This window comes from Mesorhizobium sp. BHbdii (assembly GCF_053848045.1).
Genome location: NZ_JBSPKX010000012.1, coordinates 37,554 through 52,302, shown reverse-complemented (window position 1 = coordinate 52,302; position 14,749 = coordinate 37,554). Strand labels below are relative to the sequence as shown.

The 14,749-nt window shown below is 61.7% G+C and carries 9 protein-coding genes and 7 pseudogenes; 13 read left to right on the top strand and 3 right to left on the bottom strand.

Features of this window, described 5'->3' with window-relative positions:
- Positions 1-205: 205 nt before the first annotated feature.
- The gene (locus ACWTU8_RS30020; protein ID WP_455850982.1) at positions 206-1,048 is read left to right on the top strand and encodes an aldo/keto reductase; all 843 of its coding nucleotides are present in this window, start codon (positions 206-208) and stop codon (positions 1,046-1,048) included.
- A gap of 24 nt (positions 1,049-1,072) precedes the next feature.
- On the opposite strand, the pseudogene ACWTU8_RS30015 reads toward ACWTU8_RS30020, so the two are convergent.
- From ACWTU8_RS30015 to ACWTU8_RS30005, 3 pseudogenes are all read right to left on the bottom strand, one after another.
- A pseudogene (locus ACWTU8_RS30015) lies at positions 1,073-1,918 on the bottom strand (aminotransferase class III-fold pyridoxal phosphate-dependent enzyme); the annotation flags it as partial.
- Between the two features lie 151 nt (positions 1,919-2,069).
- A pseudogene (locus ACWTU8_RS30010) lies at positions 2,070-3,147 on the bottom strand (IS5 family transposase).
- Positions 3,148-3,211: 64 nt separating this feature from the next.
- Positions 3,212-3,607: pseudogene (locus ACWTU8_RS30005) on the bottom strand (IS630 family transposase); the annotation flags it as partial.
- 53 nt (positions 3,608-3,660) lie between these two features.
- Between ACWTU8_RS30005 and ACWTU8_RS30000 the strand changes: the two are divergent.
- From ACWTU8_RS30000 to ACWTU8_RS29945, 12 genes and pseudogenes are all read left to right on the top strand, one after another.
- A pseudogene (locus tag ACWTU8_RS30000) lies at positions 3,661-4,180 on the top strand (ATP-binding protein); the annotation flags it as partial.
- 79 nt (positions 4,181-4,259) lie between these two features.
- Positions 4,260-4,466: pseudogene (locus tag ACWTU8_RS29995) on the top strand (IS110 family transposase); the annotation flags it as partial.
- An 832-nt stretch (positions 4,467-5,298) separates the two neighbouring features.
- A complete protein-coding gene (locus ACWTU8_RS29990) occupies positions 5,299-6,075 on the top strand; it encodes an aminopeptidase P family N-terminal domain-containing protein (protein ID WP_455850981.1) in 777 nt (258 codons plus the stop codon).
- Positions 6,072-6,137, top strand: a pseudogene (locus ACWTU8_RS29985) (hypothetical protein); the annotation flags it as partial. The gene ACWTU8_RS29990 and the pseudogene ACWTU8_RS29985, both read left to right, overlap by 4 nt.
- Positions 6,136-6,510 (top strand): M24 family metallopeptidase, encoded by a 375-nt coding sequence (locus ACWTU8_RS29980; RefSeq protein ID WP_455850987.1) that lies wholly within the window; start codon positions 6,136-6,138, stop codon positions 6,508-6,510. The pseudogene ACWTU8_RS29985 and the gene ACWTU8_RS29980, both read left to right, overlap by 2 nt.
- A 23-nt stretch (positions 6,511-6,533) precedes the next feature.
- The gene (locus ACWTU8_RS29975) at positions 6,534-7,283 is read left to right on the top strand and encodes an aspartate racemase/maleate isomerase family protein (protein WP_455850986.1); all 750 of its coding nucleotides are present in this window, start codon (positions 6,534-6,536) and stop codon (positions 7,281-7,283) included.
- Between the two features lie 93 nt (positions 7,284-7,376).
- A complete protein-coding gene (locus tag ACWTU8_RS29970; RefSeq protein WP_455850980.1) occupies positions 7,377-8,429 on the top strand; it encodes a CobW family GTP-binding protein in 1,053 nt (350 codons plus the stop codon).
- Positions 8,426-10,081, top strand: coding sequence for an amidohydrolase (locus ACWTU8_RS29965; protein WP_455850979.1), 1,656 nt, complete (start codon positions 8,426-8,428; stop codon positions 10,079-10,081). The genes ACWTU8_RS29970 and ACWTU8_RS29965 overlap by 4 nt, the downstream gene beginning before the upstream one ends.
- 139 nt (positions 10,082-10,220) lie before the next feature.
- Positions 10,221-11,801 (top strand): AMP-binding protein, encoded by a 1,581-nt coding sequence (locus ACWTU8_RS29960; RefSeq protein ID WP_455850978.1) that lies wholly within the window; start codon positions 10,221-10,223, stop codon positions 11,799-11,801.
- Between the two features lie 40 nt (positions 11,802-11,841).
- Complete coding sequence (locus ACWTU8_RS29955) at positions 11,842-13,047, top strand: acyl-CoA dehydrogenase family protein (protein WP_455850977.1); 1,206 nt, start codon at positions 11,842-11,844, stop codon at positions 13,045-13,047.
- 27 nt (positions 13,048-13,074) lie between these two features.
- Complete coding sequence (locus ACWTU8_RS29950; protein ID WP_455850976.1) at positions 13,075-14,163, top strand: acyl-CoA dehydrogenase family protein; 1,089 nt, start codon at positions 13,075-13,077, stop codon at positions 14,161-14,163.
- A 73-nt stretch (positions 14,164-14,236) separates the two neighbouring features.
- A pseudogene (locus ACWTU8_RS29945) lies at positions 14,237-14,347 on the top strand (IS30 family transposase); the annotation flags it as partial.
- Positions 14,348-14,749 lie beyond the last annotated feature (402 nt).

Below are 14,749 nucleotides of genomic sequence, written 5' to 3'. Positions count from 1 at the left end.
GCCGCAACCGGGGTTGCCCCCGGTTTCGGAGGTAGTCGGATGACGAACTCGTTGTCGCGCAGGGCAGGGAAAATCTCTATCGCGCGGCTCGGTTGCATTAACCTTGGCAGTTTACAGGATAGCGGCTAACTAAGGAGCCGCTGCTCCAAGCCATCATGGATATCAGCGCGGATGCGATCTCATTAGCAGATAGAAAGGGCAATTCATGAAGACTTCGTCCTTGGTGCTTGGGGGGCATTCCTTTATTGAGCAACTCGGTAATGAGCCTAGGCCATCGGAAGAGATGCAGTGCGACATTGTGGAGGCCTGCCTCGATAACGGTGTTCATTGGTTCGATACCACTTATCAGCCAGAGCGGGTCGCGCTGGGCAAAGCGCTCGCCCTTCTGGGACGACGTAACGAAGCCACAATTCTGGCTTGGAACTTCTTTGATACCTTTCGATCAGGTGAACCCGTGGGAACGCCAGACTACTACAGGGAGCACCACATCGAACTCATTCTCGAGCAGCTTCGGACAGACTATGTGGACGGACTGATCGTACATGAGCTCGACGATGCGGACGAGAATGCCCGCCAGGAGCAACTCGCCTTGTCTTGGGTGGAGAAAGGCTACGCAAGATTTCTAGGCTTATGGGTTTCGAGAGCTACGACGGAGACGTCCGAGCGGCTGAGTTCGCCCAATCCATACCGCTGCGTTGTTGCGCCGCACAACATTGTTGAGCCTGGCGCAGCTTCGCTTTTTAGCATCTGTCGAAGTCACGACATCGAGTTTTTCGCAACCTCGCCATTCGGGCGTGGTTGGGCGCTAGATCGGCTTGTGGCGAGTGCAGTACGCTTAACCGCCGGAGACCAAGCGGCAATACGTTCCCGGCTTGCCAATCTGATGCTTCGGTATGCACACTTTCATCCAAAGTCAGATCGTATTGTCGTGTCAATGAGACGCCCAGAGTGGGTGCAAACAAACATAGACATCGTTCGGCAGGGTCCACTGCATACTGAGGAACTGGACTGGCTCGAAGCGGTCAAAAACGCCGCATCGCCAGATTGAAGTATGAGCGGGTGATCTTCCCCCGGTACCGGTCGCTCGCACATTCTCGAAGCGCAGATCCTTGCTAAACCGCGCAATCTTCTCCGCCTGCATCCGCGACAGGGCGGCCACGCGCGACGCCACCGGCTCATCGTTCCAGATGCCGATATTGGCAAGCGCCGCCGCGCAGGCGATGGGATTGGCTGTGTAGGAGCTCGAATGGAAGAAGGTTTTTGCCCGATCCTTGGAATAATGCGCACGAAAAATCGCGTCGGTGGCAAGTGTGGCCGCAAGCGGCAACGAGCCTCCTGTCAGGCCCTTGGAGGTGCACAATATGTCGGGCGCTATTCCTGCTTGCTCGCAGGCGAATGGGGTGCCGGTGCGGCCCCAGCCGGTCATCACTTCGTCGGCGATGAGAAGCGTCCCGGAGCGCTGGGCGATGCGCTTCAATTCCGCCAGAACCGAGGCGGAATACATGAGCATGCCTCCGGCGCCGAGCACCAGCGGCTCGACGATCAGCGCTGCAACGCCGCGGTCGCGCGTCAGCCGTTCGAAGGCATCGAGCGTTTTTTGCTCGTGGCCTGCGGCGGGGAAGGGGATGGTGTCGACCTCGAACAGAAGGGGCTCGTAGGCGGCATTGAAGACGCCGCGCGCGCCAACGCTCATCGCGCCGATCGTGTCGCCGTGATAGCTGTGCTCCATGACGACGATGCGCGAGCGCGGCGCACCGTTGTTGCGGTGAAAGCCGAGCGCCATCTTCAGCGCCACCTCGACGCTGGTGGAGCCGCTGTCGGAATAAAAGACCCAGTCGAGACCCGCGGGCGTCATGTCGACCAGCGCGGAGGCCAATTGCTCCGCCGGCTCGTGGGTGAGGCCGGCGAAGATCACCTGGGCACCTCGAACTACCGACGTTTTCCGGACCGCCAGGGCCGCGCTGAGGTCCTCGCGGCCTTATGAGCGGCGATCGGTTCGGTTTCGGACGCTGGGGCTGATGCTGGTTGCCGATTTCGGCGTCGCGGCGGCGGTTTTGCTGTCTTCGCCGTCATGCGGGCGCAGTTCGCCCCCGATGCCAGACGAAGCGGATGAGATTGTAGGCGAGATTGGCCATGCCGATCTTCGTCCCGGCCCGCGCAATGCCGATGGTGCGCACGAACAGGCCCATGCGGGACTTCTGTTGCGCGAAGACGTGCTCGACAAAGGCGCGGATCTTCGAGCGCCGGCCATTGGCCCGCGATGTCGCCTCGCTCATCGGTCGGTCCTTTGGCTGTCTGGTGGATGTCGGAGACGTAGCCGTTCTTCTCCAGCCACGCCTCATTCGTCTTCGAGCGATAGGCGGTGTCGGCCCACACCATCGAGCCGGTGTTTCCGCGGTTGAGCACATTGCGAAGCTGCGCCCCGTCATAGGCTGACGCGCTCGTGACGTTCCAGCCGCGGATGAAGCCGTGCCGGCGATCGATCGAGGCATGGTTCTTGTAGCCGAAGGCTGGAATGGCGATGTCGCGCTGCTGCGCCTTTCCATCTTCGGCCACCTTGGCTTTCGAGAACTTTACCGTCCAGCGCGCATCCCGATCCTTCTGGCGCAGCTTGGCCGGCTTGTCCTTCCACGCGTCCGGCACCTTGCCCGCCTTGATGTCGGCCTTCTCGGCGTCGGTGTTGCGCTGCTTCGGCGCCGCCACGATCGTGGCGTCGACGATCTGGCCGCCCATGGCGAGATAACCGGCCTTGGTGAGGTGCTTGTCGAAGCGGGCGAACAGGTTCTCCACCGCGCGGGCCTGCGTAAGGTGCTCGCGGAACAGCCAGATCGTCTTTGCATCCGGCACCCTGTCGCCGAGCCCCAGGCCAAGGAACCGCATGAAGGAAGGCCGGTCCTGGATCTGGAATTCGGCCTGATCGTCCGACAGGTTGTAGAGCGCCTGCAAAATCATGATCTTGAACATAAGCAAAGCGTCATAGGGCGGCCGGCCACCCTTGGCGCCGTCGGAGCGCTTCAGCGCCTTTGCGAGTGGCTTGCGGAAAACTTCCCACGGAACCAGCGCGTTCAGCCTTTCCAGTGGATCACCAGCCCCGCTCAGCCGCACGTAGCGCTCATCAATGTCCCAGAACCCGGCCTGTCCCCGCATCCGTCTCCTCCCGGCAAATCACCGCAGAAGTGAATCAGAAACGGTCACCCCGGCGAGGTTCTTCGAGGTGTCCGACTGTTCTGGCGGCGGCTTTTCTGAGCAGGGCCTTGAGTTTCGAGAAAGCCATCTCGATGGGGTTGAAGTCTGGCGAGTATGGCGGCAGGAACAGGAGCCGCGCGCCCGCCTTCTCGATGGCGTCGCGCACGCCGCTAATCTTGTGAGCGGGCAGGTTGTCCATGACCACGATATCGCCGGAGCGAAGTTCCGGCGCGAGGACCTGCTCGGCATAGGCGAGGAACGCGGCGCCGTTCATCGGACCATCGAGTAGCATCGGCGTCGCCATGCCCGTCAGCCGCAGCGCTCCGGTGAAGGTCGAGGTCTTCCAGTGGCCATGCGGCACGCCGGCCCGGCAGCGCTCGCCGCGCGGCGCTCTTCCACGCAGGCGGGCCATCTTTGTGGAGAGGCCGGGGTGAGTAGGCCGGAGGAATTTCACCTGCCGGCCTCTCGCAGAACGGTGCGTTCGGCACCGGCAAGACACACCTGGCTTCCGCGCTTGCCATCGAGGCAGTCAAGGTCGCAGCGTCCACTTCTCGACCTTGGCCGACATCGTCGCCTCGCTCGCCCAGGCCGAGCGGGACGGAAGGCTGAGGGAACGCATCAGCTATCTGCGACGGCCGCAACTCCTCGTCGTCGATGAGATCGGCTACCTGCCGATAACCCGGGCGGCGGCAACCTCTTCTTCCAACTCGTCAATGCCCGCTACGAAAGGGGCGACATGATCCTCACCTCCAACCGCGGCTTCGCTGAATGGGGTGAGGTGTTCGGCGACCCCGTCGTCGCCACAGCACTGCTCGACCGGCTGCTCCATCACGCCGTCGTCATCCGGATCGAGGGCGCCAGCTACCGCCTCAGGCAGCACGCCGATCTCGTTCCCGAGCATGTTCGGTCAAAAGCCCTCATCACGCCGCCGCCGGCACCAAAACGCCGCGGTCGGCCACCAGCAAGGAAAGCAGACGATCACGAAAACGGCTGATAACCGACCAAATCCGAACCCGCCGAACTAGGGAAAATTGAACGCCCACAATCGCGGAAACTTCGGCGCCCATTGACAGCTGCTGATCCACGGCGCACGTGCGGCGCTGCCGAACCTCTCCAAATAGGCGACACCGTTGGGCGCGTGGCTTCGAGGTCTTCTGTCTCGAGCGCACCGCAACGTCGTCATTGTCGCGCTCGCCGCCAAGCTCGCCCGCATCGCCTGGGCAACGCTACGGCGCGGCGTACGCTTCGATCCAGAAATGGGTGCGACGATCACGGCGTGAGCGGAGCTGCCTAGTCGAAGGAATCGGTTCCGGGATCGCCGGAGCTATGTGAGGTTGGCGGAAGGAGGCTGATGGCCGGAAGGGTCGAACACCCGCGTACCTGGAAACCTGGTTCAAAAAACGGCACTTCGATGCCGGGAAGTTTTATGAGGACCAGGACGCGCGGATCTCCATCATGGCGAGGGCCAACGTGCCGCTACGCCGGATGCGTTTGTGCACGACCGAACAAAGCCTGACGCAACCGACTTGCCAACGGGGAGGGCCATACGTTTTTGAACGTGATGCCGCGCCGATCGAGGAACAGCCAGACCGTCGACGGCGCAGCCTGCACGCCACGCTCGGCAGCAAGGCGCTCCCCGATCTCGGCAAGGGTGACGTCCGGCGCCTCATTGATGAGGCCGCGAATGAAGGCTTCGTGCGCGTCGAGCTTCGAGCGCGACGGCTGACCCTGCTCGCGCGTCCGTCTCGCCGGTCTCGCGATAGCGCCGATACCAGGCCCCGGCCGTCGAGATCCCGATCGAGAAGCGACACGCCGCCTCCCGCGTTGAAACCCCACCTTCAATTGCGGCAATCACCCGACCGCGAAGATCGCCGCTCAGTCTCCTCGTCATCATCCCCTCCTGGCAAATCACCAGCAGCAGTGAATCAGACAAGGCCGACCGTACGGCGCACGTACACCATCCCCGAGATTCTGGCATCTCCGAAATTCTGGCCGAATTCGTGCAGATAGGAGCCGCGGCACGCCGCTTCTGGACGCGAAATCCGCAACTTCGATGCAATGCGTCCAGCTGGCTGAGCTAATGTTTCGCAAATGACAGTGGCGGCCTCCACATTGCGCGACGGCGGCCTAAAAACAACTGCCGGGAGCCGTCACGGCACCCAAGGGAAAATCATGATGCCTATAAAAAGGGGCTACCTCGCATTCTCCACTGACGAATACTTCGTTCGACTGAGGGCGGTAAAGGCGAAGATGAAAGAACGCGGCATCGACACGGTAATCGTTACTGTGCCGTCTAACATTACCTACCTGACGGGTTGCACGGCCAAATCCGGCTACGTTCCGCAGGGTCTTGTCATTGCGCTCGGCAAGGAGGAGCCGTCGTTTCTGACGCGGCGGCAGGACGCCCCGGCGGCCATCGGCAATGACAACGTTATCGGCTATTCCGAGAATCTGGTCGGCAACCCCGACAAGGACGGGTTCGATGCGGTGATCGCGTTCTTGCACGATGCTGGCCTGGCCACGGGGAGAGTCGCGCTGGAGAAGAGGTTCCTGCCTTATGAGGCAACCGAGAAATTCCGCATCAGTCTGCCCAAAGCCGATGTTGCCGATTTCTCTAACGTCGTGACATGGCTGCGGCTCATCAAGACGGATGCCGAGATCGCCATAATGCGCGAAGCTGCGGCCATCAGCGACGCAGCAATGAAGGTCGCCGGAGAGGTCATCGCTCCCGGCGTGACCGAAGCTCATGCTGCAGGCGAGATCATCCGCACTCTCGTGCAAGGTGCCAAGGGTATCCCTGATACTGATGTCGCGAGTTTCTTCCTCTGCGCCATTCCACGCCACATGTCAGATGGGCACAAGACACGCTCAGGACCGGATCGCAGGTGAACGTAGAACTAGGAGGCGTGCGTCATGGCTACGTGTCGGCCCTGATGCGGACCTTTATACTTGGCAAGCCGTCGGACCGGTTGCTCCGGGTACACGAGGGGGAACGCGAGGGACTCGAGGCGACGCCTAGCGACGGCCAAGCCGGGCGTGACCTGCGGCGAGGTGGCGGACGCCTTCTACTCGACAATACGCAAGCACGGGTTCGAGAAGGATTCCCGCTGCGGCTACGCCATCGGGATCGACTGGCTCGAACCGACTGCAAGCCTGAAAACCGGCGATCCGACCGTCATGCAGCCCAACATGACCTTCCACCTGATGCTGGGCAACTGGACCGACGAGGATTTCGGCTACGTCCTAAGCGAAACCTTCGTCGTCACGCAGACTGGCAGCGAGGCGCTGTCAAACACGCCGCGCGAACTGATTCGCATCGACTGAGCCGCAACGAAAGGGAGAGACCCATGCAGGGAATCGGAATGATCGTCCTGTCAACCGACCCGGTTGCCGAGGGCGCATACAAGTCTGAGATGAAAAGTGCAGACGCCCGGATCTTCACAACCCGCGTTTCCTACGATCTACAGAACCACCGGGAGGGGGGGTTCATCCCAATTCCCGACTGGAAGACCGTCACGGACACCTTGCCGCCAGGCGATCTTGTTGACATTATTGTCTTCACCTGCACCTCGGCGACAATGGCGCTCGGCAACGACGTGCTTGTCCGGCAGCTGTCGGAGGCCCGACCCGGCCTCAAGTACAGCTCGCCCGGTATCGCCAGCGTGGCCATGATGCAGCGCTACGGCCTTCGGCGGATTGCGCTTCTTAGCCCCTATGGTCCGAAGCTGCACAACGCGTTCACACCCTATTTCGCCGCCCATGGGATCGAGGTGGTGCAGAGCTATTCGCTCAATGCTGCCTTGAACATCAAGAGCGACGATGACATCTCCCGCATTCCAATGGACCGGATCGAATCCGAGCTCAAGCGCCTTTTGGCGCGGTCTGACCAGATCGACGCGCTGTTCGTGTCCTGTGCTGCCGTTTCGATCACGCAGACCGATCTCGTCCGGATCAGCGCGCGTTTGGGCCTGCCCGTTCTGGCTAGCATCCCAGCCACGGCGTGGCACTCACTGGACTTGCTGGGTGATACCCAACGCCGCGATGCGATGGCCAGCGCACTTGGTCTTGCACCGATTGGTAAGGAAGTCGTCGGATGATCGGAATCGGCGAGATTCACGCGGCCCGCGCTCGGATTGCGGGCCACGTGCGCGATACGCCGATGGTCATCTGACAAAAATTTACGTTGACAGATGAATTTGGCCCAACACCAACAACTTCCAGTCACGATCGTTTCTGGTTTCCTCGGCGCCGGGAAGACGACGCTCTTGAATAACATCCTGCGCGAGACCCCGCAAAAGCTCGCTGTACTCGTCAACGACTTTGCCGCGCTCAACATCGATGTGAGGCTCGTCGCATCCCAGAGCGACACCATCATTTCTCTGACGAATGGATGCGTGTGCTGCAGCATCAAAGATGACCTCTTGGGCGCAATTCTATCGATCGCATCTTCTAAGACGCGGTTCGACGGGGTTTTGCTCGAGACGAGCGGCGTATCCAATCCAATGGCCGTCGCGGAAGCATTTATGCAGCCGGCCGTATCCGGCCAGCTGAGGGTCGATCGCACGATTTGCGTTGTCGATGCCGAGAATTTTCCCGACCTCGACTTCGAAAATACCGAGCTGGCCATCGATCAAGCCGCCGTCGCAGACTATGTGCTGCTCAACAAGACCGACTTGGTGACCTCCGCGGTCCTCGACGAAGTCGTCGCGACGCTCCGCGGCGCATTGCCCCTCATGAGAATTATACCCACGCGGAACGCCGTGCTTCCGGGGTTCATGTTGCCCGGCGATGACGACCTGGATGGGGCCTGCCAGCCTTTGCCAAGTCGCAAGACGATCTTTCGGTGCAGCGAGGCGGAAACGCCTTGCCGCGATAGAGCCTGCGCCGCCTGCCGCGGCATCGGCTTGGCTCCTGAGCACTCCGGAACATTTGAGAGCTGGTCTTGGTCGGGCGATGTCGGAGACCGCGCGAACTTTGCCCGTATCGTGAAGGCCCTTCCTGCCTCAATCTTGCGGGCAAAGGGCATCGTTCGGTTTTCGGACTTCCCGAAGGAGTGCGGCGTTTTCCAGCTGATCGGCAAGCGCTCGACGATCGATCTGCGCCCGTCACCCTGGGATGAGCGGAAGAGCGAGCTCGTCTTCATCGGTAAGCGCGGCGAGCTGCCGACCGACACGCTTACGGAAATCTTCGAACGGCAATCCACGGCGCTTGACGCCCGATGCAAGCAGGAGGCGCGCAGATGAGCGCAAACACGATCTTTCACGGCGGACCGATTGTCACGATGGACCGCGACCGAATGGAGGTCGAAGCCGTCGCAACCTCGAATGGGAGGATAGTGGCCGTAGGATCACTGGGGACCGTAAGCAGCCATCGTGGTCCGGAAACCACGATGGTGGACCTCGCCGGCCGCGCGATGCTTCCCGGGTTCGTAGAAGCCCATGGTCATCCTCTCCTAAGTGCACTATGCTGGGGCGATCCTGTGGTCGATATTCGATCGGTCCACACGCCGACTTACGAGGCGGCCCTCGCGAAGATCAGAAGGCGCGTAAGCAAGGCCAAGGAGGGCGAATTCCTCTGGTTTCTAGGGCTTGACCCCCAGCTCCACAAGGGCGCGAGGGAGCCTAGCAAGGCAGAGCTCGACGAACTCTCGCCCACGATTCCAGTCGCCGTGCAGGTGTCGAACATGCACGGAATATACCTCAACACGGCGGCGCTTAAGGCGCTCAACATCACCCGAGATACTCCCGTCGTGCCTGGCGGCAATGTTCGCTTTGACGAGAACGGTGAACCTTGGAAGTTTGAGGAGCGCTCGCGCGAATACATCATCGAGAGTTTCTACGCACTCTGTGGTGAGCAGCGGGGTGTCGACTCCTTGCGCGACTGGCTGACAAAGTTCTCAAGGGCGGGGTACACAACTAGCGCCGAGATGGGACTGACGCCGATGATCAGCGTCTTCTACCAAAAGACGCTGGAGCGCGAGCAGATGCCCATCCGGGTGTTCTGCTATCAGAGAGCTGTGCCTGAAGGGGTCGAGACCATTCCGTTCGAGGGCGGCAACGATCGCTTTGCGATGGCGGGCATCAAGATGTGGGGTGATGGCTCCGTCCTGATGGGGAACGTGTGGCTGACCAAGCCATATCTCAATAACGAAATCACCCTTACCAGTATGGGTCTTCCGCGCGACAACGTCGGGCACATGAACTACAAGCCGGAAGATCTGCAGCGGATCATTCGAGCTTACGCGGCCCTCGGCCATCAGATGGCGGTCCATACGCATGGTGATCGCACGATCGACGCGGTCCTCGATGCGTACGAAATTGCGCTGAATGAGTTTCCTGAAGCGAAACGTCCATTCCGGCTCGAGCATTGCGGAACGTTGCGCGAAGACCAGATCGATCGCTGTAATGAGCTTGGGGTCGTGTGCAGCTTCTTCTTGCCCTACCTGTATTATTGGGGCGAACCCCTGCGGGACGCGCTTCTCGGACCGGAAGCGGCTGCCAGGTTTGTGCCGGCCGGGAGCGCCGTCCAAAAGGGGATGCGGAGCTCCCTTCATTGCGATGCGCCAATGACCTGGCCGCACGCACTGCTTTGCCTCCATCTCGCCACCACCCGTCGAAGCCGCGCCGGAAACGTCATCGGTCCAGATCAGATCATGGATATGGATTCGGCGCTACGCTCCGTGACAATCGATGCCGCCTTCCACCTCAGGAAGGACAAGGACATCGGGAGCATCGAGATTGGGAAGTACGCGGATTTTGTGCTCCTCGACAGAAATCCGCGCACCGTCGATCCCGAGCAGGTGCTGGATCTGAAGGTCCTCGGCACTTATGTCGAAGGAGAACGAATCTGGGAGTGCGCGGCCAACAACGCCCCTACTGGACGCGAGGCGGCATAGGGCGAGCCCGGCCGCGCGGGTGATGGCCGCAAAGCCTTCATTCGGTTTCAGCGGCCACGCGTGGGCACGCGCGCGTGTCGCGGACAGACAAGCGCCGAAATTCTAAAGCGATCGAGCTCGGGGAGCGCCTGGAGGGGCGATGCAAGTAGTAACGGAACGCGACAGCGTCTTGGAGTGGGCCGAGTCCGCGGCGACTGTCGGCATGACTTTGTCCGTATGGGCCGACGTGCAGCCGTCCAAGCCAGCCGTGATTGATCCGCAGGGCGGCATCCACACGTTTTTGGAGATCAACCGAAGGGCCAACCAGATCGTACGCCTGCTGCGAGATGCCGGTCTTCGGTCGGGCGATCCGGTCGCGTTGATCTGCTCCAACCGAAGCGAGTTCGTGGAGGTGCTGGCCGCCTGTCTGCGCGGGGGCTTCCGGCTCACGCCAGTCAACTGGCACCTGACGGCCGAGGAGATTGCATACCTCCTGAACGATTGTGAAGCGAAGGCGATTTTCGCTGAGGCGCGGATCACCTCCGTCTCGTCCGCGGCGGCTCAAGCACCCGGCCTGGTCTTGCGGCTCGCCATCGGCGGCGACATCGACGGCTTCATGAGCTTCGACACGACTTTGGTGGGCATCGAGGGCTCCGACATCGCCGATCCATCACCAGGCGCTACTATGCTTTACACCTCGGGCACGACGGGCCGGCCGAAGGGGGTCCTGCGTCCACCTTTGGTCATTCCACGAGCCACGCTGACCGCCCGCCGCTACGACGAGAACTCGGTGCAGCTTTGCGTCGGACCCGCGTACCATGCCGGCCCGCTGAACGTAGACGTCCAGGCCGCCCTGCGCGCCGGCGCGACATTGGTGTTTCGCGACAAGTGGGACACCGAGCAGGTCTTGCAGACAATTGCTGCCCGACGGGTAACGCATGTGCATATGGTCCCGACCATGTTCCAGAGGCTTCTCGCCCTGCCAGCGGAGGTCAAGGCGAAATACGACATCAGTTCGCTGACGACCGTGGTACACGGCGCCGCACCGTGCCCCGTGGAGGTGAAACGTGCCGTCATCGAGTGGTTCGGACCGGTACTGCTCGAGTACTATGCCGGTTCGGAGGGCGGGGCTGGCTTTTGGATCGACAGCCACGAATGGCTGAAGAAACCCGGGTCAGTGGGCAAGCGTCCAGAGCTCTTAGGCTCCAAGGTCGTTGATGAGAATGGTGCCGAATGCCCTCCAAACGTTGCCGGCACAATCTACCACCAAGTCCCGCCTGACGGCGGATTCACCTATTACAAGGACGAAAACAAGACTGCTGCTTCGCGACTCGGCGACTATTTCACTCTGGGCGATATCGGCTACTTCGACGAGGACGGCTATCTCTTTCTCACCGGACGGAACGCTGAGACCATCATCTCCGGCGGCGTGAACATCCACCCGCAAGAGATCGACAACGAACTCATCAAACACCAGGCAGTGGCGGACTGCGCTACCGTCGGCGTCCCGCATGAGGAGTGGGGCGAGGAGGTCAAGGCGGTGATCCAACTGGAGGCCGGCTACCAGCCATCCGATTTGCTGGCTGACGACATCCTGCGCTTCGCGCGCGAGCGCTTGGCTGCTTTCAAAGCGCCGCGTAGCGTCCACTTCGTTACCGAGCTGCCGCGATCGGAAGCCGGCAAGATCCAACGAAACAAGGTTCGGGCCCCGTTCTGGGGTGGTCGCGCGCGGCAAATCTGAACGCGCTGACGAGAACCCGCAAGTACCGAGGAGAACTATCATGGCCGATGCTGGATGCGCAGAGCTCGCAACTTTTCGCACCGAGGTCAAAGCGTGGTTGCAGGCAAATTTCCCCGCGCGCCTTGCGAATGCTCCGCAGGCTGTCTTCGGCGCGGAGGATGCATCAGATGACGCCTCTCCGGATCAGGTGATGTGGACGGAGAGAATGGGGGCGAAGGGCTGGGGCACGCCCACGTGGCCCAAGGAGTACGGAGGGGGCGGGCTTTCACGCGCCCAAGCCCAGGTTCTGCAGGAGGAGATGGCTCTCGTGGGCGCCGTCAATCCGATCGGTGGGATGGGCGTCTCAATGTTGGGTCCCACGCTGCTGGAGTTTGGCACAGAAGCACAGAAGCAGCGGCACCTCCCACCTATCTGTCGGGGGGAAATCCGCTGGTGCCAGGGCTACTCCGAACCGGGCGCAGGGTCCGACCTGGCCAGTCTGCAGACCAGGTGTGAGGACGCGGGCGACCACTGGAAGGTCACCGGCCAGAAGGTCTGGACGAGCGGCGCACAGTACTCAGACTGGTGCTTCTGCCTTGTCCGCACCGACCGGACAAAGAAGCACGAGGGAATAAGCTTCGCGCTCATCAACATGCACCAACCGCCCGTGGAAGTGCGACCGATCAAGTTGATCAGCGGGGCCTCACCGTTCTGTGAGATCTTCTTCACGGAGGCGAGAGTCGAGAGGGATGACATAGTCGGCCCACTCAATGGCGGGTGGGCTATCGGCAAGCGCCTTCTCGAGCATGAGCGCCACAGCCAGGGCGGCGCCAGGATGGCCGGCGCCAACGGACCCTCACTCGTCGAGATAGCGAGGAGGTATGTGGGGGTGGATGAAAAGGGCCACCTTGCCGATCCGGATCTACGGGCAAGAATTGTTCGACATGAGATCGACCAACGCGCGCACGTGCTGACGGTAGCTCGCGCCGCGGCCGAATCGCAGGGTACAGCCAACCCTTCCGTCGCGCCGTCGATCATGAAGAATTCATCCACCTGGATTGGCCAGGAACGCGCGGAGTTGCTGATCGAGATTCTCGGACATCAGGGCGTGGGATGGGCCGGTGAGGAGTTCGACAAAGACGAACTTGCCGCTGTTCGCGCCTGGCTGGCAACCAAGGCCACAACGATCTATGGCGGAAGCCAGGAAATCCAAAACAACATTGTGGCGAAACGGATTCTGGGGCTGCCGGACACCATTCGGCGTTGAACAAACATCTCGCGGGAGAAGAGACAAATGGCCGTCCTTAGCCAAGAACAATCCATGCTCCGCGACGCGGCGCGCTCCTGGGTGCAGGAGAAGAGCCCCGTGACCGCCTTCCGCAAGATGCGCGATAGCGGCGTCGAGCTGGGCTACGACAACGCTGCCTGGAACGAGATAGCCGAGATGGGCTGGGCCGGGGTGATCATCCCGGAGGAGTACGGCGGCTCCAACTTCGGCTACCTCTCGATGGGCCTGATTCTGGAGGAGACCGGCCGCACGCTCACCGCCTCGCCGCTGCTGGCCTCGGGCCTGGCGGCCGCCAGCGCGCTGGTGCTGGGCGGCTCGGAACCCCAGAAGCAGAGATGGCTGCCGAAGATTGCCGACGGCTCGGTGGTGGCGACGCTGGCCGTGGACGAGGGTCCGCACCACCGGCCGGACGAGGTCGAGGCCAAGGTCTGCGGAGGCAAGCTGACCGGCAAGAAGACCTTCGTGCTGGAGGGTATGGCGGCGAACCTGCTGGTTGTCCTGGCCCCGGGCGACGAGGGGAATGGCCTCTATCTGGTGAGGGCGGACGATGCGGGCGTGAAACGCATTCGCCTGCAGCTCGCCGACAGCCGCGGGGCGGCCAATATCGAGTTCAACGGCGCGGCCGTCGAGCCTCTCGAGGGCGGTGCGGATCTCGTCGGGAAGGTGTTGGATCGCGCCCGCGCGGGCATGGCGGCCGAGATTCTGGGCGCGGCGACCCAAGGCTTCGAGGTCACCCTCGACTACTTGAAGACCCGCGTGCAGTTCGGCCAGGTGATCGGCTCGTTCCAGGCGCTGCAGCACCGGGCGGCCAAGATGTTCATGGACCTGGAGCTTTCCCGCTCGGCGGTCGAAGCGGCGCTCACTGCCATCGACAACGACGCGCCGAACGTGGCCGAGCTGGTTAGCCTGGCCAAGGCCAAGATGGGCGATACCTTCCACCTGGTGTCGAACGAGATGGTCCAGATGCATGGCGGCATCGGCATGACTGACGCCCACGACGCCGGCTTTTACCTGAAGCGTGCCCGGGCCGCCGAGGCCGCCTTCGGCAACCAGGCGTTCCACCGTGACCGCTACGCGCGGATCAACGGCTACTGAGTTCACTCGTGAGCGGGCCCCAACCAGACGGCGACGATGTCGCGCCTCAGCTAGCGACAGGTGAGGCGTCTAGACTTGGTTTTGCGACCCACAGGCGCCATGGCAGAAAAGCGCGGTTGAAAACACCAACCGGCGCGCCAGAAAATGGCTGTCGAGAGACACCGATCCCTCGTCGATCGAGGACCCGCGTCATCTGGCCAGTTTCCTTCATAACCGGGAAATCCGTCCATCGATACCCAATATTTCCGCTGCGCCGCGGCAACGTTAGGAGCCTGGCAAAGCAGTGCAGCGTGACGAACCGTCGAATACACGAGGCGCGCCCGATCTGGGATTAAAAAACAGGGAATGACAACATTGTCCGCAATATCCATTCGCAGAGCCGAGCTGTCGGACGCTCCACTGTAGCCCGCTTCGTTTATGCTCTCCTTGACGAGCTTCCCGAGTGCTTGCCGATGTCAGCGTCGTCGCGCTGATCGCCCAGAAAGACGGAGATGCAGTACGGGCGCAGCGAGAACAGGCACTGGCAAAGTTGGCCGCTGCCGAGTGAAGCGGCTTTCAAAGCTAAAGCCAGGGAGTCAGGCTGGAT

What these genes read in the sequence shown, in the direction of transcription:
- ACWTU8_RS30020 (WP_455850982.1), top strand. Translation starts at nt 206, where the DNA reads ATGAAGACTTCGTCCTTGGTGCTTGGGGGGCATTCCTTTATTGAGCAA.
- ACWTU8_RS29975 (WP_455850986.1), top strand. Translation starts at nt 6,534, where the DNA reads ATGCAGGGAATCGGAATGATCGTCCTGTCAACCGACCCGGTTGCCGAG.
- ACWTU8_RS29970 (WP_455850980.1), top strand. Translation starts at nt 7,377, where the DNA reads ATGAATTTGGCCCAACACCAACAACTTCCAGTCACGATCGTTTCTGGT.
- ACWTU8_RS29965 (WP_455850979.1), top strand. Translation starts at nt 8,426, where the DNA reads ATGAGCGCAAACACGATCTTTCACGGCGGACCGATTGTCACGATGGAC.
- ACWTU8_RS29960 (WP_455850978.1), top strand. Translation starts at nt 10,221, where the DNA reads ATGCAAGTAGTAACGGAACGCGACAGCGTCTTGGAGTGGGCCGAGTCC.
- ACWTU8_RS29955 (WP_455850977.1), top strand. Translation starts at nt 11,842, where the DNA reads ATGGCCGATGCTGGATGCGCAGAGCTCGCAACTTTTCGCACCGAGGTC.
- ACWTU8_RS29950 (WP_455850976.1), top strand. Translation starts at nt 13,075, where the DNA reads ATGGCCGTCCTTAGCCAAGAACAATCCATGCTCCGCGACGCGGCGCGC.